The organism is Terriglobia bacterium, assembly GCA_036496425.1.
Classification (GTDB): domain Bacteria; phylum Acidobacteriota; class Terriglobia; order 20CM-2-55-15; family 20CM-2-55-15; genus 20CM-2-55-15.
This window is the reverse complement of record DASXLG010000038.1, coordinates 1-20,763: the sequence shown is the minus strand read 5'-3', so window position 1 is coordinate 20,763 and position 20,763 is coordinate 1. Positions and strand designations below refer to the sequence as shown.

At 58.2% G+C, this 20,763-nt stretch carries 16 protein-coding genes and 1 tRNA gene; 13 read left to right on the top strand and 4 right to left on the bottom strand.

Going from position 1 to position 20,763, the window contains the following annotated elements:
• Positions 1-6: 6 nt before the first annotated feature.
• The gene (locus VGK48_02790) at positions 7-1,152 is read right to left on the bottom strand and encodes a hypothetical protein (protein ID HEY2380087.1); all 1,146 of its coding nucleotides are present in this window, start codon (positions 1,150-1,152) and stop codon (positions 7-9) included.
• Between the two features lie 145 nt (positions 1,153-1,297).
• Here VGK48_02790 and VGK48_02785 point away from each other — a divergent pair, with 145 nt between their 5' ends.
• From VGK48_02785 to VGK48_02750, 8 genes are read left to right on the top strand one after another with little or no spacing between them, the layout of a single operon-like run.
• Positions 1,298-2,869: a BamA/TamA family outer membrane protein gene (locus VGK48_02785; GenBank protein ID HEY2380086.1), complete on the top strand. Its 1,572-nt coding sequence runs from the start codon at positions 1,298-1,300 to the stop codon at positions 2,867-2,869.
• Complete coding sequence (locus VGK48_02780; protein HEY2380085.1) at positions 2,866-3,438, top strand: hypothetical protein; 573 nt, start codon at positions 2,866-2,868, stop codon at positions 3,436-3,438. The genes VGK48_02785 and VGK48_02780 overlap by 4 nt, the downstream gene beginning before the upstream one ends.
• A gap of 20 nt (positions 3,439-3,458) precedes the next feature.
• Positions 3,459-4,838, top strand: a complete 1,380-nt coding sequence (locus VGK48_02775; protein ID HEY2380084.1) for a HAMP domain-containing protein — start codon at positions 3,459-3,461, stop codon at positions 4,836-4,838.
• On the top strand, positions 4,838-6,169 hold the full coding sequence (locus VGK48_02770) for a sigma-54 dependent transcriptional regulator (protein ID HEY2380083.1): 1,332 nt from the start codon (positions 4,838-4,840) through the stop codon (positions 6,167-6,169). The genes VGK48_02775 and VGK48_02770 overlap by 1 nt, the downstream gene beginning before the upstream one ends.
• Before the next feature lie 16 nt (positions 6,170-6,185).
• Positions 6,186-7,211 carry a BMP family ABC transporter substrate-binding protein gene (locus VGK48_02765; protein ID HEY2380082.1) on the top strand — a complete coding sequence of 342 codons (1,026 nt, stop codon included), beginning with the start codon at positions 6,186-6,188 and terminating at the stop codon, positions 7,209-7,211.
• Positions 7,212-7,237: 26 nt separating this feature from the next.
• Positions 7,238-8,749: an ABC transporter ATP-binding protein gene (locus VGK48_02760; GenBank protein ID HEY2380081.1), complete on the top strand. Its 1,512-nt coding sequence runs from the start codon at positions 7,238-7,240 to the stop codon at positions 8,747-8,749.
• Positions 8,746-9,795 (top strand): ABC transporter permease, encoded by a 1,050-nt coding sequence (locus tag VGK48_02755; protein HEY2380080.1) that lies wholly within the window; start codon positions 8,746-8,748, stop codon positions 9,793-9,795. The genes VGK48_02760 and VGK48_02755 overlap by 4 nt, the downstream gene beginning before the upstream one ends.
• Complete coding sequence (locus VGK48_02750) at positions 9,792-10,664, top strand: ABC transporter permease (protein ID HEY2380079.1); 873 nt, start codon at positions 9,792-9,794, stop codon at positions 10,662-10,664. Before VGK48_02755 ends, VGK48_02750 begins: the two co-directional genes overlap by 4 nt.
• A 98-nt stretch (positions 10,665-10,762) precedes the next feature.
• Here VGK48_02750 and VGK48_02745 read toward each other — a convergent pair whose 3' ends face one another.
• Both VGK48_02745 and VGK48_02740 read right to left on the bottom strand, forming a co-directional pair.
• Positions 10,763-11,284, bottom strand: a complete 522-nt coding sequence (locus VGK48_02745) for a putative metal-dependent hydrolase (GenBank protein ID HEY2380078.1) — start codon at positions 11,282-11,284, stop codon at positions 10,763-10,765.
• 17 nt (positions 11,285-11,301) lie between these two features.
• Positions 11,302-11,916 (bottom strand): DedA family protein, encoded by a 615-nt coding sequence (locus tag VGK48_02740; GenBank protein HEY2380077.1) that lies wholly within the window; start codon positions 11,914-11,916, stop codon positions 11,302-11,304.
• Between the two features lie 31 nt (positions 11,917-11,947).
• Between VGK48_02740 and VGK48_02735 the strand changes: the two genes are divergently transcribed.
• Positions 11,948-12,487, top strand: a complete 540-nt coding sequence (locus VGK48_02735) for a DUF1572 family protein (GenBank protein HEY2380076.1) — start codon at positions 11,948-11,950, stop codon at positions 12,485-12,487.
• Between the two features lie 21 nt (positions 12,488-12,508).
• Here the strand turns inward: VGK48_02735 and VGK48_02730 are convergent.
• A tRNA-Leu gene (locus VGK48_02730) sits at positions 12,509-12,593 on the bottom strand.
• A 194-nt stretch (positions 12,594-12,787) separates the two neighbouring features.
• Between VGK48_02730 and VGK48_02725 the strand changes: the two genes are divergently transcribed.
• The 4 genes from VGK48_02725 to VGK48_02710 form a co-directional block, all read left to right on the top strand.
• Positions 12,788-15,250, top strand: coding sequence for a DUF1592 domain-containing protein (locus tag VGK48_02725; protein ID HEY2380075.1), 2,463 nt, complete (start codon positions 12,788-12,790; stop codon positions 15,248-15,250).
• 62 nt (positions 15,251-15,312) lie between these two features.
• Positions 15,313-16,659, top strand: coding sequence for a DUF1552 domain-containing protein (locus VGK48_02720; GenBank protein ID HEY2380074.1), 1,347 nt, complete (start codon positions 15,313-15,315; stop codon positions 16,657-16,659).
• Positions 16,659-18,521: an ankyrin repeat domain-containing protein gene (locus tag VGK48_02715; protein ID HEY2380073.1), complete on the top strand. Its 1,863-nt coding sequence runs from the start codon at positions 16,659-16,661 to the stop codon at positions 18,519-18,521. The genes VGK48_02720 and VGK48_02715 overlap by 1 nt, the downstream gene beginning before the upstream one ends.
• A gap of 179 nt (positions 18,522-18,700) precedes the next feature.
• On the top strand, positions 18,701-20,763 hold a 2,063-nt coding region (locus tag VGK48_02710), incomplete at its 3' end, for a M36 family metallopeptidase (GenBank protein ID HEY2380072.1).

Genomic DNA, 20,763 nt, shown 5'->3' with positions numbered 1-20,763 from the left:
TCCCCGCTATTTCGACATGTTGATCACGTCGTAATAGCTCTGGATTTCCCCCGCGCCGAAAGCCTTTAAGAGATCGGGAATCGAGGAGAGCAGGGAGGCGGACCGCAAACCATAGCCGCTGGGTTGCGAATTCGCGGCGACACCATTGAAGACCGAGCGAATAAATGTGGCTGTGGAGTCCAGCGGCAGCGTTTCAACGTTTTTGTAAAACTTGCTCCAGTCGTCGTCCTGTTGAAACAGATACTGTTCGACATTGGACAGGTAAAAAGCGGTGACGTGCGCGTCGTGATCCTTCAGATACTTCGCAACGGTTCGAATGGCTTTTGCTCCGGCGAAGTCGCCCACGACGGGAACAATCAGATTGTTCTTTTCGAGATTCTGCAGCGATTTGTAATTCTCCTCGCTGCCCATGTAGCTGAGGTTCGTGCCTTCGGCGTCGGTGGTCTGCATGATCTCTTCATACGAAGGCATCCGGCCCCTTCCGAAATTGCCGCCGCCGATCCCGTTGTACGTCAGGTCCGGACCGCCGGCGAAGAAAGCGCGCAGGACATATTCAATGTTGCCTTCGTCATCCAGGGAGAGTTTGAACTTGTGTGTCTCCTCGAGGTCCTTCTTGATGCCTTTCAGCGTGTCCTCGAAGATCAGCCGATCCGCTTCGACGTTGTCGTACGCGGCAAAGAGTTCTTCGGACGTCGATTTGGCGCTCAGACCTTGCGGGCGTTTGCGGGAAAACAATCGGGACAGAAACTCGGCTCGATCCGCGGACGTTTCAATCAGCGACTTGTACATCAGGTGCTGCATCGCGTTCTGGCGGCGAATGTCGAAGATGATCGCCATTTTGGGTTGCAGCGCGACGATATACGTGAAGTTCTGATCGGGCCCGACGCCGAGATAAACCCCGCCCGGCGTCGTTTTCTTGAGGTCCTTGATCACATATTGAAACGTCGTTTCATTCGAGACGAAGTTGTCGGAGCGGAAATAGCCTCCGCCTTCTGAAAATTCGTTGACCAGGTTCCAGAAGGCTTCATCGCTGAGTTGCGCGGGCAGAGTATCGCCCGCAACGCGGGGGCTCGATATGAAACTGAGCGATCCGGCAAACGCCAGCAGCGCCGCCGCGGCTCCAACAAGAAAGCGCCGTCGAGTTGTCCACATGAGCTCATTCTGACCTGAGAGCGGAACCGCTGGCAAACAGTTTGATGAATTTCACAGTGTGAAACGCAATCACAGTACGGCAACGGGTCTTCTTTGCGGGATCAAGCACTTATACAATGGCGCAGCGGTTGCTAAAGCCGTCGCCATGAAACGATCGATTCTGCTCTCCATTGTTTTCTTCCTGTCCTGTTTTGCCGGCCTGGCTGCACCGCAGCAGGCGCCCGAAGGCGTCAATCCAAAAGGGATTGTCGAGAGCGCCGGGATCTCGGGTGTCGACGCCGGTGAGATCAGTGAGGACCTGCGCAATGCGATACATCAGCTCACGGGCAAACCCTACGACCAGAATGCCGCGGATGAACTGATCGTGCGAATCCAGGCCGAAAGCCCCGCATTCACGGCGGCGGCCAGGCTCGCTCCGGGTAGCGATTGCAATTCGGTCAAGCTTCTCTTTGTTATTCAGAAACAAGGCGCCGGGCCGCACGCCGAGGCAAACGTCAATTCCCGTTACACCGTCGAGCGTGTGGATATTGAAGGGGCTGACCATCCCAAGCTCCATCAGACGATCCAGGATGAGATGCAAAAGCTTGTCGGCGAGAAGCTCGACCAGGACAAAGCGGATCAGATCCTTCACGAGATCAGTCGACAACTGCAGCCCTCCTATACCGTCAAGAAAAAGGTCACAAAGGGCAGCGATCCCCAGCATGTCGTCCTGATATACGAGATTCAGAAGGCGCGCTTGATCCCGCAACTCGATATCCCGCCGGATCGGGTCGTCTACCACTCGAAGCAGAACTTCAGCCTGGACCCATCGCTTCCGATCGACATGGGCCAGAACAATCGTATCCTTCTGGGTTTTGCCGACGATCAGGACGCCCTGCTCGAACGGTTTGCCGGGTTCTCCTTCGGATATGAGAATACAAAAGTGGGCACCGACCATCTCGGCGTCGCGCTACGCTATGCGCGCTACCACGAACGCTGGCAGCCATCCACGGTTTTGGCCGACAGGAACAGCATCGATCGCGAACGCAACACCTTCGATCCGAGTATCACGTTCGGGTTCGATCCACGGCTTCGGCTGACTGCGGGTCTAAGTCTTTCCGGGATGCAGATCCAATACCCGGCGATACACGACGCGAATGCCGGCGCGGTCACGGCGTCATTGAATTTTCACAATGTCTGGGCGGACGCGGCACAGGACCGCCACAAGGTTGAAGCCGGTTATGACTTCCGCGCGGGCAATCACGAGCTCGACAGTGACTTTATCTACACCCGTCATGTGCTGCACGCCCAATACGTGTATGGCCAGAATAAGAATCAGTTGTCGTTCTCGTTCATTGGCGGCCACCTTTCCGGAAACGCCCCCATGTTCGAACGCTTTTCGTTGGGGAACACCGACACGCTTCGGGGATGGAACAAATTCGATATCGCGCCGGCGGGCGGAAATCGGATGCTTTACGGATCCGTTCAGTACGGCTTCGGCAAGCCCTCGATCGGACAATTCAACATCAATACCGACCAGGGCATTCATGTCGGCCAGATCCGCTCGGGTTTCCACATTTTTTATGACGTAGGAGCGGTCGGAAACTCCGGAATGCCGATCATCGCAAGGCATTCGGCAGGTTTCGGAATCGGCGGCCACACTTTTTTCATGGAGCTGGGATTCCCGATCCGTTCGAGCCGCGTGGAGCCTGTTTTTACAACGGGGTTCCGGTTTTGAAGCGAGCCGTATTACAGCTCTTGCTTCTGAGCGCGCTTACCACGGCTGCGGCGGCGCAGTCGCTGACCGCGCATATCGAGGGCGATCAGTTGCGCATCGTCGCTTCTCGAATCCATTTTCTCACCGGCGAAGCGCTTAAACGTCTGAATGACGGAGCGACGGTGAACTATGAATTCGACATCACGCTGCGTCCCGATCGCACCGGCAAACCGCTCGGCCGTTCGGCCGAGCGGTTCGCCGTCAGCTACGATCTGTGGGAGGAGAAATTTGCGGTCACCAGGTTGGGCGGCCCTCCGAAATCGGTTTCACATCTCTCGGCCGCCGCCGCAGAAGCATGGTGTATCAGTAACGTCTCGATGCCCGTCGGTGTTCTGCCGCTGAAGGATGCATTCTGGATCCGCCTGGACTACCGCGCCGAGGAATCCGGCGGCCCCGCAGACCCGGCAGACAATTCCAGCTTCTCGCTGAGCAGCCTGGTTGATATCTTCAGCCGGCGAACCCGTGGAGAACAGGTTCACGGCACGGAAGAGATAGGACCGCTGCGGCTCTCCGATTTAAAAAAGAGGTAAGCCACCAAGGCAAAAAGCTTTTGCTTCAGAGAAGACTCATTATCGCGTTCCTCGCGGCCACCGTCGTCCCGCTCGCTGCGACGCTCTGGATTGCCACCGCCTTACTGGACCGCAGCCTCGCCTACACCACCACGAATGAGTTGGATCAGCTTTCAAAGTCGCTCGAACAGACAGCCCGTGAGTTTTATCAGCAGGCGCGGCAGGACCTTAAAGAAGATGCGCTCGCGGGCCGCAGTCCCGCCACTCGCTATGTCACGAGTGCCATGCAGAACTGGCCCCCGCCGGTGCAGGAGTTCTGGGAGAGTGCAGAACCCGAACGCTTCGTTCAATCCGGGGAGGGTGGCAACCGCATCGACTATCTGGTTCGTAGTGCGAACGGCGTTCTGGTCTACTCCCGGGATCTGGGCTCGATCCGGATGCAACAGCTTTCGGACGAATATCGGAATGCGAGAGAAGCCGTCACCGAGGCCCAGAATCGAGATCTCCGGCGCGGTTTGATCAATACGCTCCTGGTCCTTGTCGTCGCTGTATGGTTGTTCGCGCTGGCGTCTCTTATCTATCTCGCTCATCGAATCAGCCGGCCGATTCAGGAACTGACGGGTGGTCTCTCGGACCTGGCTTCCGGAAACCTTCAAGTACGCCTCACGGCCAAAGGCAACGACGAAACCGGACAGGCCATCCGCGCATTCAACAACATGGCCGAGCAACTGCAGCAGAGCCGCGATCGGCTTGTGTACCTGACGCAGATTGCCAGTTGGCAGCTTCTCGCGAGAAAAATGGCGCATGAACTCAAGAATTCGCTGACGCCGATTCGTCTGACGGTGGAAGAAATCGCCGCCAGGCAGACCGAGACCGATAGGCAGTTCATGGATCGCGCGGTGCAGATCGTTGTCGAAGAGATCGAGTCTCTTGAGCGGCGAGTGCGGGCGTTTTCCGAGTTTTCGAGTGAGCCGGAACGGCGGCCGTCAGTTCTGGATATCAATGCGCTGGTAATGGAGCGGCTCTCGTTGCTCAAGCCCGGCCGTTCCGGCGTTTCGCACGACACCCGGCTGGCGGCGGGCGCTCCCCGCGCATTTGCGGACGCAGATCAGGTAAAAGGTATCGTGACAAACCTCCTGCAGAATGCGGCCGAGGCGGTAGGCGAAGCGGGACATGTGTTGGCCGTAACCACGACCGCCGATGGTAAAGTCTTCGTCGAAATTCATGATTCGGGTCCTGGACTCAGCGAAGAGGCGATGCGTTCTCTGTTTGAACCGACAATCACTTTCAAGAAGGGTGGAATGGGCCTCGGGCTCTCCATCACCCGCAAAAGTGCGTTGCTCAATGGCGGCGACATCCTTCACGTCCGAAGCGAACTTGGCGGAGCGGCATTCCGTGTCGTGCTGCCGAAGGCGGAATAGTGCCGGCTAAACGGATTCTTGTCGTCGACGATGAGCCGAACATCGGGAGATCGCTGCAGATGATTCTTGAAGGCGAGGGTTATGGCGTCCTGGTCTGCGCGAACGCCGCCGAGTTTCGGGCGCGCTTGAGTAAATATCGGCCTGACGCGTGCCTGATCGATGTCCGGTTGCCCGACGGAAGCGGAATCGGCCTGCTGCCGCTGCTGCATGTTCCCGCCATCATGATTTCGGGTCACGGGACGATCGCCGATGCCGTGCAGGCCCTGCGCGCGGGCGCATTCGATTTTCTCGAGAAGCCTTTGTCGCGCGATAAGGTTCTCATCGTTCTGAAAAACGCGCTCGAACAGGCGAGTCTGAAGCGCGAGAACGAGCGCTATCGCGAGATGGTCGGGGAAGGACCGAAAATGATCGGCTCCAGCCCCGCGCTGAGGCAGGCGATCGAACAGGCCACGCTTGTCGCCAGATCGGATGCCCGTGTTTTGCTGAGCGGTGAATCCGGCACCGGAAAAGAGCTGCTGGCGGAACACATTCATCGCGAGAGCCCGTTTGCGGCCGGGCCGTTCGTAAAAGTAAATTGCGCCGCGATACCGGCTGAATTGCTTGAGAGCGAACTGTTCGGGCATGAAAAGGGCGCCTTCACCGGCGCCGTTGCTGCCCGGCGCGGCAAATTCGAACTGGCCGACGGGGGGACCATCTTTCTCGATGAGGTCGGCGACCTTCACGAGGGGTCGCAGGCAAAGCTGCTCCGCGTCCTTCAGGAGGGAGAGTTTCAGCGTGTCGGAGGCGAACAGACGTTCCGCGTTTCGGTCCGCGTCGTTTCTGCGACCAATCGCGATCTTCAGGAACTCATCGGCCAGAATAAGTTTCGCGAGGATTTGTTCTACCGCCTCAGCGTGGTCCCGATTCGTGCCCCTGCATTGCGTGAGCGGCCGGAGGAGATTCGGGACCTGGCGCATTACTTCCTCAACGAGTTTTGCCTTCGAAACAATTTCAGGCCCAAAGCCATCGAAGACGAAGTCTTCGGATTCTTCGAAAACTATTCCTGGCCGGGAAATGTGCGGGAACTGAAGAATACGACCGAAAGAATGGCGATTCTTTCATCCGAAGATCGTCTGACGGCGTCTTCTATCCCTTTGGAAATCCGCCTGGCAGCCGAGGGTGAAGCGCCATCCAACCTGCATGAAACGCGCAATTCCGCCGAGCGTGAAAGCATCCTGAAAGCTCTCGAGCAAACGAACTGGAATGTGTCCGGCGCCGCGCGAGTGCTTGGGATCGAGCGGACAAACCTTCATAAGAGAATTCGAGCCCTCGGCATTACGAAGATGAGGTGATGTACAATCGCGGCGAATGAAATGGTTTGCCGCGATTCTGATGGCTTGTGCGGCCGTTCTGACGGGCTGCAACCGGGCAGGATATGCCGCCGACGATACCTCGAAAGTTCATGTCGGGATCGTTTTCGATATCGGCGGGAAAGACGACCACTCCTTCAATGCTGCTGCATTGCAGGGCGTAAAGCGCGCCGCCATGGACCTTCCGATTGTGGTGCGCGACGTCGAGCCGGGCGACGCGACTTCCGTGGAGCCGGCGATGCGTGCGTTTGCCGAACGAGGCTATGACCTTATAATCGGCGTTGGCTTTAATCAGACACCCATTGTCGATTCGGTTGCGAAGGACTATCCCAACCTGAATTTCGCCATCATCGATGGCGTAAGCCAGCTCCCCAATGTCGCCTCGCTGGTTTTCAGGGAACATGAAGGTTCCTATCTGGTCGGAATGATCGCCGCGATGACGTCCAGGAGCCACGCGATTGGTTTTGTCGGCGGTATGGACGTTCCGCTCATTCGAAAATTCGAGGTTGGATACGAAGAGGGCGCCAAGGCTGTCGATCCGAAGACTCGCGTCATTGCGAATTACGTCGGCGTCACGGATGCTGCATGGAACGATCCGGTCAAAGGCAAAGAACTGGCGCAAACTCAGATTGAAAAAGGGGCGGACGTGATCTTTGCCGCAGCCGGAAATTCGGGCCTCGGCGCCTTCGACGCTGTCGAGCAATACGGCAAGGACAGTCAGGGACGTGCCAGGGCGTTCGCGATCGGCGTCGATTCAAACCAGAACTGGGTCAAACCGGGATTCATCCTCACCAGCATGGTCAAGCGCGTCGATAACGCGGTGTATCAGATCGTGAAAGATCGCGTGGAAAACCGGCCGCTTGGCGGCGTGCACAGCTACGGCCTGGACAACGACGGCATCGGCTATTCTCTCGACGACTTTAACAAGAGCCTGATCCCAGTCTCCACCCTCGCCGCCGTCGAATCCGCAAAACAAAAAATCATTGCCGGTCAAATCAAAGTCACCAACGCGATGGAGAAGTGAGAGTGATGAGGCCGCAGTCCTAGACAATGCTCGAGCTGCGAAACATCACGAAGCGCTTCGGCCAGGTTCTCGCCAACGACCACATCAATATCGTCGTCCGTAGCGGAACGATCCATGCTGTTGTCGGCGAGAACGGCGCCGGCAAGTCAACTGCCATGCGTCTGGCCTATGGATTTTACCGGCCCGACGGCGGCGAAATTCTGGTCGACGGCAACATTCAATCTATCCAGAACCCCCACGACGCGATCGCATTGGGAATCGGGATGGTGCATCAGCACTTCATGCTGGTCGACACGATGACGGTTGCCGAGAATATTATTCTCGGCGCCGAGCCCGGCACCGCCGCCGCTCTCGATGTGCGTGGAGCGGAGAAACAGATTGCCGCCCTGTCCGAAGAATTTCACCTCGCGATCAATCCCCGCTCGATTGTTGAAACGCTCTCCGTCGGAGAGCAGCAGCGCGTGGAACTGCTGAAGGCGCTGTATCGGCAGGCGCGCATTCTGATCCTCGACGAGCCGACGGCAGTGCTGACTCCTCTTGAAGTGGAAGAGTTTTTCCAGATCCTCCGGCGGATGCGCGGACAGGGAAAAACCATCATCATCATTACCCACAAGCTCGAGGAGGTCCTGGCCATTTCCGACGAAGTGACCGTCATGCGTGATGGCCGCGTTGTCGGACAACGGAATACGCGCGAAACGAATGCGGCGGAGCTGGCTCGCCTGATGGTCGGCAGGGAAGTGCTGTTGCGGGTCGAAAAAACACCGGCACGTCCTGCGGGACTGGTTTTGGAGGTGCGAAATCTCTCCGTGAAGAAATCGGACGGCGGCCGGCCCGTCAGTGAAGTGTCTTTCGCGGTGCGCTCCGGCGAGATCGTTGGTATCGCTGGGGTCGAGGGGAACGGACAGACAGAATTGATTGAAGCGCTGGCCGGTCTTTCGGATCCGTCCGCTATCTCAGGTCAGGTTTTCTTTGATGGAAACACAATCACGGACATGCCGGCACGGGCCCGTAAAGAACGGGGCATTGCTCACATTCCCGAAGACCGTCACCGGCGAGGGCTTCTGCTGGATTCTCCTCTCACTGAGAATGCAATCCTTGGAGTGCACTACCGGAAGCCCGCGGTGCGGCATTTCGGAGGTATCTTGCTGGATGAGCCGGCCATTCGCGCACGCACGGAACAGATCATTCGCGATTTCGATGTGCGTCCTGCAAACGCGGATCTACCGGTACGCGCGCTATCCGGCGGAAACCAGCAGAAGCTGATTATCGGCCGCGAATTTGACTTGCCGCCGAAGCTGCTGCTGGTGTCGCAGCCGACGCGTGGCGTGGATATCGGGGCGATCGAGTTTATCCATCGAAAACTGGTGGCCTTGCGCGATGCCGGTTGCGCGATCCTGCTGGTGTCTGCCGAACTCGAGGAAGTCACGGCTCTGGCCGACCGGTTGATGGTCCTCTATCAAGGCCGCATCGCCGGCGAAGTGGATCCCGTTCGAGCGACAAAAGAGGAAATCGGCTTGATGATGACAGGCGGCAGATGAAGCTCGCACGCGAACTCCTGTTCCCCCTGATCGCGATAGCCGCTGCATTTGTGATCGGCGGAATCGTCGTCGCCATCATTGGAGACGATCCCATTTACACCTATCGGCTGCTTATCGGCAGCGCGCTGTCGTGGCCCGATGGCATCGGGTACACGCTTTTCTATGCCACTCCTCTTATTTTTACCGGGCTCGCGGTAGCGGTCGCATTCCGCTGCGGGCTGCTGAACATCGGAGCCGAGGGGCAATTGACGATCGCAGCGTTCGCGACGGCATGGGCAGGAATTGAATTCGGCCGTCTTCCGTGGTGGCTCTTGATTCCGCTGGCCTGCGGCATCGCTGTACTGGCCGGGGCCGCATGGGGAGCGATTCCGGGAGTTTTGAAAGCGCGCTTCGGATCGCATGAGGTCATCAATACCATCATGATGAATTTCATTGCCGCAGGAATCGCGAGTGCGCTGACACAGTCTTATTTCAAGGAGCAGGGGGATCCCATCCTGGAGACTCGTGCCATAGCGGGGGCGGGGCACATCCCCCGGTTAGGCCGGTTCATTCCCGGATTGCCCTCACGGTTGCCGTTGAATTTTGCGTTTCTGCTGGCCCTGGCGGCTTGCGCGCTGGTCTATGTTTTCCTCTGGCGTACGAAGTGGGGATACGAAATCCGTGCGACAGGTTCGAACCCGAGCGCCGCTGAATATGGCGGCATCTCCGTAAAGAAGGAGATTGTTCTGGCTATGGCCGTTTCCGGCGGTCTTGCGGGCTTCGTTGCGGTCAATGAAGTCCTCGGTTATCGCTATCGGTACTACCAGGATTTTTCTGCAAACTACGGCTTCACTGGAATAGCCGTGGCGTTGCTTGGACGCAATCACCCTCTTGGCGTTCTTCTCGCTGCGCTGTTTTTCGGAGCCCTCACGCGCGGCGGGCTGTTTGTGGACATTTTCACGGAGCACGTTTCGAAAGATCTGGTCTTCGTTCTGCAGGCACTCATTATCCTTTTCGTCGCCGCGGAAGCCCTGTTCCGGAGGCGCATGGGTAAACGCGTTTCATGAAAGACATCTTCACGTTCGGTATTTTGTTTTCGACGGTTCGGTTCGCCACGCCGTTGCTCCTTGCCGCCCTCGGAGGATTGTTCTCGGAGCGGTCGGGAGTCATCAATATCGCGTTGGAAGGTCTGATGCTGGCGGGCGCCTTTGCCAGTGCGGCAGTGACGCACTATGCGGGTAGCCCATGGATCGGCTTAGCGGCGGGAATCGCGGCCGGACTTCTTGGCGCTTTGATCCATGCTGTGGCCTGCATCAGTTTTGACGCGGATCAGGTCGTGACCGGCACCGCCATCAATATTCTGATGCTCGGCGTACCCACGCTGCTCAGCGGTGCGCTGTTTGAAACAACCGGCTCCACCCCGCCTATTCCACGCACGAACCTGATTCCGAACGCCCCGGTATTCATTGCCTTCGCGCTGGTGCCGATCGTCTGGTATCTGCTTTATCGCACCCCGTTCGGATTGCGATTGCGGGCAGCCGGTGAGAATCCGGAAGCCGCGGACACTGCAGGAGTCAGCGTGATTCGTATAAGGTACGCCGGCGTTCTTTTGTCCGGTGCGCTGGCGGCGATCGGAGGCGCATATCTTTCGATCGGGCAGTCGTCTTTGTTTACGCGCAACATGACTGCCGGCCGCGGCTTTATCGCGTTGGCGGCCTTGATATTTGGAAAATGGCGTCCGTTTCAGACGATGCTGGCGTGTCTGTTGTTCGGATTTGCGGAAGCCGCTTCGATCCAGATGCAGGGCGTGATCCCGCATGTGCGGGTCGAGTACATTCAGATTCTTCCCTACATTCTGACGATGGTTGTGCTTGCCGGTTTCATCGGCGCCTCCCGCGCGCCACGTGCTCTGGGACAGCCCTATTCGAAAGAATGATCTTATTGGAAATTGCATCATTCGAGGTTGCTTCATTTCAAATTTCAAATGCAGAAACTTCGAATGATGCAATCTGCAATAGAGTCTTCTAGAGTCTTCTACCAGCCTTGTCTTTCGCGCAGCCTGGTGATGTGCGCGACATGATGTTTTCCGTGCCAGGCATACACGGAGATGTATTGGTCGATGGAAACGACTCCGAGTTCCGGGTGCATGAATTTCCGTTGAACGTCGTCGCCCGACAAAGACTGCAGGAGCATGACCCAGCGGCGGTGCAACCCGTCCATCAGTTGCAATGATGGTTCGATAGGCGCGTTCCTGGCGTCGATGAGTTCCGCCCACTTCGCTTCGTCATAAGCCTTGATCGTTGGTTCGTGCTCTGTCAGGGCCAGCTTGAATCGGATGTAGCTGTTCATATGGCTGTCCGGCAAGTGGTGCACGACCTGCCGAACCGTCCATCCGCCTTCCCGATACGGCGTGTTCAGCTGTAGCTCCATTAATCCTTCGACAGCTTTTCGCAGCCGCTGCGGAGTGAGGGTAATATCTTCAATCAGCTCGGCGCGCTGGCTCGATGTATTCGAGCCACTCCAGGTAAACTTGCCGATCGGATATCTCGGGTCCATGGGTTCCTCCTTTTACCTTAAGCGTGTCTCTGCTGCCGCCGGAGGTAGCTGAAAATCAGATATCCAAGCACGGCCGCAACTGCGAGGCCAATCATAAGCAGTTTTGTTTCATGGATGCTCTCCAGCACCCGATTCCACTGTTCTCCCAGAAGGTAACCCAGCGAGATGAACACAGCGGCCCAGCAAAATGCGCCTGTGTAGGCAAAGAGAGCAAAATTCGCATAGGAGAGTTTTGAGACGCCTGCGACGTATCCGGTCAGGTGGCGGACACCGGGAATGAAGTAGCCGATCAGGAGCGTCCAACGCCCGCGGCGCTCGAACCATGTGTGCACACGTGCCAGCCGCTCGGGTGTCAGATGAATGAAGCGGCCGTACTTCAGGAGGACGTATGTATCGAAGAGCCGCCCCAGCAGGTAACTGAACGTGATGCCGCACGAACTGCCGGCAAAAGCGGCCACGAAGGTCGGAGCAAACACGAGCGTGCGCTTGAAAACCAGATAGCCGGAAAATGTCAGCAGCCACTCGTCGGGCACAGGCAAGCCGACGATTCCAAATACAAGCAGCGAGAAAATTCCGGCGTATCCATATTGTGAAATCCATTGTGCGATCCAATGGAAGGCGGCTTCTCTCATTCCCCTATCGATGTTATACACTGCGAACGCAATGAGACAGATTGTTTCCTCGCTCGAAGGCGAATGGCGCCGCTATAAAGCCCTGGGGGAAGGGGCGTTCCGGCAGCTGAGGGACGACGAGTTCGGCAAGAGCGGGCCGGGCGACAACAACTCCATGGCCGTCATGGTCTGGCACATCGCCGGGAACCTGAAGTCGCGATTCACAGACTTTCTGACCGCTGACGGTGAAAAGTCCTGGCGGAAACGCGACACCGAATTCGAACCGCGCGTTGGAATCACCCGTGCCGAGGTCCTCAGCCGATGGAATGACGGCTGGGCCGTCCTGTTTTCAGCGCTGGAGCCGCTCCAGGATGAGGATCTTTTCCGCACGGTCAGCATTCGCGGCGAGCAGTTCACTGTGGTCGATGCGTTGCAGCGCCTTGTGGCGCACACGAGCTACCACGTCGGTCAGATCGTCTATCTTGCCAAATCGTTCCGCGGCACTTCGTGGGATTCTCTCTCCATTCCGCTGGGAAAGTCCGAGGAATACAACCGCAACCCGGCCTCGCAGCGGCCTCCGGGCGCCCGGTGAGACCGGAATTTCTGGGGGTGATGCCGGAGGGGGGACTTGAACCCCCACGGTACTAAGTACCGGCAGATTTTGAGTCTGCTGCGTATGCCAATTTCGCCACTCCGGCCCTGGAGCGAGAACTCCTGGAACGTAACACCCTGAAGATCGGGAGTCAACAACGCCGCGTCTGGCAAAACGTCAAGTAAATAGAGTGACCGCCGGAAGACATTTTTTCAAAGAATTCTTGACTTCAATCCATGGGTGGCATAAAGAGATAAGTACTTCTATGTCATTAATGTGCGTGTAGGACGGAGGGATCCTGTGAACACCAAGTTATTGCTGGCCGGTGCCGTGACTGTCATGTCAGTCGCCATGGTATCTGCACAGTCCGCTCAAACGACCAGGACGGCGGCCCCAGTGGCCAGATCTGCGCAACAAACGACGCCGCAGGCAACGCCGCTGAAGGCGAATACGCCGGCTCCCGCCCGGGATGCCACAGCTCAGCGTGCGCTTCTCGATCAGTATTGCGTGACATGTCACAACGTCAAGCTGAAGACGGCGAACCTGCTGTTGGATGAACTCGATATTGCGCATATCGGCCAGCATGCGGAAATCGGTGAGAAGGTCGTCCGCAAGCTGCGCGCGGGCATGATGCCGCCCAAGGGAATGAAGCGTCCGGATCCCGCAACCCTGAATGCCTTTGTGGTCTGGACGGAAAACGAACTCGATCGCAGCGCCGTCACCAGCGTTCCGTCGCCCGGACTCCATCGCCTGAATCGCACCGAGTACGCGAATGCGATTCGTGATCTGATCGGCCTCGAAGTCGACTCCACGAAGTTCCTTCCGCCCGACGATTCCACCCGCGGTTTCGACAACATTGCCGGCGCTCTGACGATGTCGCCCGCTTTGATGGAGGCGTATCTTTCGGCTGCGGGAAAAATCAGCCGGCTCGCGATTGGCGATGTCTCGGCTCCAACGCAGGGCGTGTTCGAAGTTCCGCCGGATACCGCGCAGAACTTCCATGTCGAGGGACTGCCTTTCGGAACCCGCGGCGGCATGCTGATCAAATATGACTTCCCGGCAGACGGCGAATACACCTTCAAAGTCACGGGCATCACGGGATACTTCCAGGCCGTGCTCGGGCAAATCAAAGGGGAGCAGCTCGAGGTTACTGTCGACGGCTCGCGCGTCAAGCTGTTCGATTGGGACAAGGAAATCGCGAATACGCGCGGCAACGGAGGACGCAGTCCCCGCATCCCGCTCAAGGCCGGATTGCATACCGTCGGCGTAACCTTCATCGCAACGAATGATCTGCCAGCTACGGAATTGAACCGGCCGTTCGAACGCACCATGAACACCCCCGGAGACATCCCGGGATATCAGTTCTATCCCCACGTCGGGCAAGTCGTGATCGAAGGTCCATACAATGCCCAGGGCGCGCAAGATACAGCGAGCCGGCAGAAGATTTTTGTCTGCCATCCGGCGACGGCCCGGGACGAAAACACCTGCGCCCGAACCATCATCTCGACTTTAACAAAGCACGCGTTCCGGCGGCCCGCTACGCCGGCGGACATGGAGTCGCTGACGGACTTCTATCTCGCCGGCCGGAAAGAAGGCGGCACTTTCGATCAGGGTATCGAAGCGGCTTTGCAGCGCATCCTTGCGGATCCTGAATTCGTCTATCGCGGAGAACGCGAGCCGGCAGGTATTGCCGTCGGGAAGGCCTATCGCATCACCGACCTCGAGCTGGCATCGCGCTTATCGTTCTTTTTGTGGAGCAGTGTCCCCGACGATCAGTTGATCGACCTGGCGGTTCAAGGCAAGCTCAAGGATCCCATCGTTCTGGAGAAGCAGGTGCGGCGCATGCTTGCCGATCCGCGCGCCGAGGCTCTGATTACGAATTTCACCGGACAGTGGCTCAGCGTCCGTTCGTTGAAGACGAGCGAACCCGTCGTGAATCTGTTCCCGGACTACGATGACAATCTGAGGGACGCATTTCAGCGCGAAGTGGAACTCTTCTTCGGCAGCGTCGTTCATGAAGATCGCAGCGTGCTGGACCTGCTGACCGCCGATTACACCTACGTCAACGAGCGGCTGGCCAAACACTATGGAATCCCCAATATCTACGGCCCGCAATTCCGCCGTGTGACGCTGGGCCCGGATATGGACATGCGGCGCGGCCTGCTCGGCAAGGGGGCGCTGCTGACAGTGACTTCGAACGCGGCCCGCACTTCTCCGGTGCAACGCGGCAAGTGGTTCCTGCAGACTTTCCTGGGCGTCAGCCCGCCGGATCCGCCGCCAAACGTTCCGGCGATCAAGGAAAAAGCGGCAGACACGACCGGCAATGCGAAGGCGCCGACGATGCGACAGACGATGGAAGCGCATCATTCGAATCCGACGTGCAACACCTGCCATCAGATCTTTGAGCCGCTCGGCCTGGCGCTGGAAAATTTCGACGCTGTCGGTATGTGGCGGACCCAGGATGAAGGCCAGCCTATCGATGCCAGCGGCGTCATCGTGGATGGAACGAAAGTGGACGGCGTGAAGAGCCTTCGCGACGTGCTGGTCAAACGCCAGGATACGTTTATGCGCGTCGTTGCCGAGAAGCTTCTGACCTACGGTCTCGGCCGTGGCGTCGAATATCCCGACATGCCGCTGGTTCGTTCGATCGTTCGCGACGCGTCGGCCAACAATTATAAGTTTTCGTCTCTTGTGCTCGGCGTCGTCAAGAGCCCTGCATTCCAGATGAACATGAAAGCCGCCCCGCTAACGGCGGCGCGTTAGTAATAATACGCGAAGCGCAAGCGCGACAGCGCGCAGCCTTCAATAATAAGGAGCATTAAAACATGTTTATCACTAAGAAGCACATTTCCAGGCGAACGGTACTGAAAGGCGCGGGCGCCGTATTGGCGCTGCCTTTCCTGGACGCGATGGTGCCGGCTGCGACCGCGCTGGCACAAACGGCGGCCAATCCGAAACCCCGCTTTGTCGGCTGCTTCGTGCCGCACGGCATCGCCCCGGGCTGGTGGATACCGGAAAAGGTGGGCACGGACTTCGACTTCAAGTTCTGCTACAAGCCTCTCGAACCCTTTCGAGAGTATGTGACCCAGCTCACCGGCCTGCATTCGCGTTCCGCAGAGCCGCCTCCCGGAGCGACCGGCGCGGACCACTGGGTCGCCGCCGCATTCATGTGCGCCAACAAGCCGAGGAAAACGGCGGGCCCCGATGTGTATGCGGGAACCACGATCGACCAGATGATCGCGCAGAAGATCGGCCAGGGTAATTTGATGCCGTCCATGCAGCTGGCCGTCGAGGATCCGGGCTCCAACTCGAGCAACTGCGGCGAAGGCTATAGTTGTGTCTACACGAACACGATCTCATGGACGTCGCCGACAGATCCGCTGCCGATGGAACTGAATCCGCAAGTGGTTTTCGAGCGCATGTTCGGCGATGGCACCACCGTCGAGCAGCGGGCCGCACGGCGGAAACGCGATCAGAGTATTCTGGATTCGGTCGGCGGCAGCCTCGCGCGCCTGCGCAAGGACCTGAGCGTTTCGGACCGCGGACGGCTCGATACCTACGCCGAAAACGTGCGCGAGATCGAGCGCCGGCTGGACATCGCGATGAAGGCCTCAACGGTCGCGCCGGAAGACATGGCCGTTCCGGTCGGCGTGCCGCAAACCTTCGACGAACACATCAAGCTGCAATTCGATCTGCTCTCCCTGGCCTTCCAGGCGGATATTACGCGGGTCGGCACACTGATCTTCGCGCGCGACCTGACCGGCCGTACGTATCCGGCAAGCGAAGCGCCAACGCTCGGTTTCCATGGCGGATCCCATCATGGAGAAAATCCCAAGATCATCGAGAATTATGCGAAGTTGAATCAATATCACATCAAGATGCTGGCCCACCTGGTCGAGAACCTTTCAAAGATCAAGGAAGGCGACGGAACGGTGCTCGATCACTCGTTGATTCTATACGGGAGCAACATGGGCAACTCGAATCAGCATCAGCATTACGACGTTCCGCACGTGCTGGTCGGCGGATTGAACGGCAAAATCAAAGGGAACCGGCATCTGGCATATCCCTCGAAGCAGGTGCCCACCGGGAATCTCCTGTTGAGTATCCTGGACAAATACGACATTCACCTCGAAAGCATCGGCGATAGTACAGGCCGGTTGGAGAATCTGTAATGAACCTCAAACACGTTACGGGAGTCTGTGCACTGGTTCTGCTGGCATCCGCCGCAGCGATGATCGGCGCCGGACGCAGCGACGTTGCAGATGCAGCCATGCGCGGCGATAAAGCTGCCATCCGGACGCTGATCCAGCAACACGCAGACGTCAACGCTCCGCAGCCCGATGGAGCCACGGCCATGCATTGGGCCGCTTACAAGAGCGATAAAGAAATGGCGGACCTGTTGATTCGCGCAGGCGCGAATGTCAAGGTGGCGAACCGCGAGGGTTCGACTCCGCTTTGGCTTGCAGGCATCAACGGCGACGCCGCCATGATCTCCGCGCTTTTGGCTGCCGGCGCCGATCCTAATGAACACCTTCCATTGGGAAGAACGCCGTTGATGGCTGCAGCGCGCACGGGCAACGTCGAGGCCATGAAGGTCCTTATCGATCACGGCGCGGATCTGAACGCGAAAGACACGGCTCGCGGAACAACGCCGATCATGTGGGCGGCGGATGAAGCGCATGCCCCGGCCGTTCAATTTTTGATTCAGCGCGGCGCCGATATCAATGCGCGATCGAATCCCGCCCCTCGCGGAAAAGGACCCGCGCTCGGCAAGGCGAACGATCCGCGGAAACAAGTCGCCGCTCAAGGTGCAGCTTTGGCTGCGGGCCAGGCATTTGGAACCGCGTTGCCTCCGCGCGAGGACGCTGGAGCTGTTGTTGGAGCAAATGCGCAACCGCCGCAGGCTGCCCAGGGACAACGCGGCGGCGCAGGTCAGCGCGGCGCGGCTGCAGGCCGTGGCGGCGCCCGCGGGGCCGCTGCTGGAGCGGCCGCAGGTGATGCTGCCGCCGGTGACGACCAGGGAGACGATGCAGCTGCAGCAGTCGGCGGCGGAGGCGGACGCGGCAGAGGTACTCCGAACGACGGCGGCGCATTAACGCCGTTGATCTACGCTGCCCGGTCCAACGACGTCGAATCGGTTAAAGCGTTGCTTGCCGCCGGCGTCGATATCAACCAGGTGTCGGGTTACGGCTGGAGCCCTCTGCTTGTCGCGACTCAAAACCGGTACTACAAGCTTGGCTCCTACCTGCTCGATCACGGCGCCAATCCGAATCTTGCCAACAAAGGCAACTGGACTCCGCTTTACATCGCGACGGACAACCGCAACATCGAGAGCGGCGATTATCCGGTCCGCAAGCCGGACATGGATCATCTCGATTTCATCAAGCTGCTCCTCGACAAAGGCGCGGACGTAAACGCCCGAATGAAGGACAGTACCGAGACGCGCACCGTGTTCACGAATCAATGGCTCAGTGAGGACGGCGCGACCGCGTTCCTCCGGGCGTCGCAATCCGGCGACGTCGTGCTGATGAAACTTCTTCTGGCCCACGGCGCCGATCCGAAGATCAATACGGTTCTTGGCGTTACCCCTCTTCAGGTCGCGGCCGGGATCGGCTGGGTCGAAGGCATCACCTACGAGTGGGGCGTCAAGGAAAACGAAGAAGCCGTGAAGATGCTGTTGGACCTTGGCCTCGATCCGAATGCTCAAGCCGACACCGGGCGTGTCGCCCTGCACGGCGCTGCGCACAAAGGCCGCCCTGTTGTGATTCAGATGCTGTACGACCACGGCGCGAAACTGGACGTCCGTGATTACGGCAATACAGACAACCGCGGCGGCAAGCTCGCCGTTCACACCTGGGAACCCGTCGACTACGCGGACGGCCTCGTCCGCGTCGGCGTGCAATCCGCCATCCCTCATCCGGATGCGGGAGCCCTCATTCGCAAACTGCTGATCGCGGCGGGACTGCCGGCGCCCCCGATGGGCCGTACGCTCGAATCGATCTGCATTACCGAGGCTTGCGACTCCGGCCAATAGCCGTCTGCTGAACTGAAAGGGCCCGTCCGTCAAATGCGGATGGGCCCTTTTTTATTCCCCAATGCCAGCATTAACGACGGAGCAGGACTCTAGCATTAACAGACCAATAATTTGGGATGCAATTCGAGCGATGGACCGGTAGAATCCCCGCTACGCCTCGAAGTTCGTGCGGAGGATCTGTGCTAAAAGGATGCATTTTCGGGATTATCGTGTTCGGCATCAGTTGTTCCCTCGCTGCGGGGCAGTCCGGAACCGGCGGGAAAAGATCTCTCCCCGACTTCGACATCCGCGAGTCGGCGCTTGCGGCAACCACATCATCCTCGGAAGCCGAGTCCAGAACTGTGGTGGACCGCCGCTCGGCTGCGCTGACGGCATTTGCGAGGCGGCCTGAGGAAGCCGGGCAGGGGACCCGGATTGTTCCCAGCAAGTACGGAATGCCTAAACTGTATCTGCGCGACGGGCATTCTCTCAGCGCTCCTTCCAGCCTTTCAGCCTCCGAAATAGCCAGAGGCTTTCTAAGGGGGCGCACTGACATTTTCCCCATGACTCCGGCCGAAATCGACGGCCTCCGGCTTCTTGTTGACGACACGACGGATAGCGCGAGGTTCGTCGCTTTCAACCAGACTGTCAACGGCATCGATGTGTTCAACGGCCAGATCAAATTCACCTTGAATAAAGCTGGAGAAATCATCCAGATCGCAACAGGAGATGTTACGCCCGGATTGAATGTGTCAACGGCGGCGCGGCTGACTCCCGAAAATGCGGTCAGGGCGGCCTTTGCCGGTAGCGGGACCGCTCTGGCGGCAACGCTCTCCGTGATGCCAGGCACGGACAATAAGACGACATTCGCCAACCCCCGCGGGGGCAGATACAGCCCGATAACGGCGGAATTGACGGTTTTTCCTATGAACGCGTCATCGGCGCGTCTGGCTTACCGGGTTTTTCTCGAGCTGGATCAGCAGCGCTGGTACGAACTGGTTGTCGATGCAGCAACCGGAGCGCTCCTGCTTCGTCACAATCTGTATGTTTCATCGTTTCAGGGCAATGTGTGGCCGCAGTCTCCGTCGACCGGCACAAGAAGCCTTGTAACTTTTCCGGACAGCTGGCTCCCCTCAACCGCAACGGTAACCACCGGCAACAATGTCGACGCTTACCTGGATACCGATGGTAATGATCAGCCCGATACCCTGACGAACTCCAATATGCAGGCCGGCCGCGCCTTGAGTACGAATCAGACTTTTAACTTCCCGTTCGGAGACGGAACCGTTCAGCTCGATCCAAGAAGCTATCAACCGGCCGCCGTCACGAGCCTGTTCTATTTTGTCAATCTCGCGCATGACTTTTACTACGGTCTGGGTTTCAACGAAGCTGCCGGGAATTTTCAAACGGATAACCTGGGACACGGCGGAGCCGGTAATGATGCGGTCATGGCCGAGGCGCAGTTTGGCGGGTTTATGGACAACGCGGACTTCAGTCCGACTCCTGAGGGAATGCCTCCGAAGATGCGCATGGCCATATTTACACGAAACACAACCTCACGGACAGATGACCTGGACGCGGACTATGACGGACAGGTCATCGTTCACGAATACGGTCATGGAGTCAGCAATCGCCTGGTGGGCGCCAAGACAAGCACGACCTGTCTTACCAAAATACAGTCCGGCGGAATGGGTGAGGGTTGGTCGGACTACTTTGCCATCAGCTATTTCAATAACCCTGTATTTGGCGGGTACTCCGGCCAGAACTTCGTTTCCGGTCAACGCCGGTACAGCTACGAAGGATATCCACTGACTTATGAGGACATCGGCACAGGCAGTCATGGATATGAGGTGCACGATGATGGTGAGATCTGGACCGCAACGTTGTGGGATTTGCGAAAATCACTGGGTCCCGCTACCACAGACAAGCTGGTTCTGGATGGCTTGAAAGCCACTCCGTGTAATCCGGCAATGACGGATGCGCGCGACGGGATTCTTTCGGCGGATCAGGCCGACAATAACGGCGGCAACCGTACCGTGATATGGACGATCTTTGCAAAGCACGGCATGGGCTATTCGGCCGCCGGCATCGATGGAACGATATTTAGCGGAACGCGGTACGACGCTGCTTATGATCTTCCTCCCGATCTTCAGACGAACGAGAATCCGCTGATCACGAGCAATCCGCTCACGATTCAGACAGCCGATGGAGACCTCTACAAATACACCGTGACCGCCTCGAACCCTGCCGGCGGGACGATCAA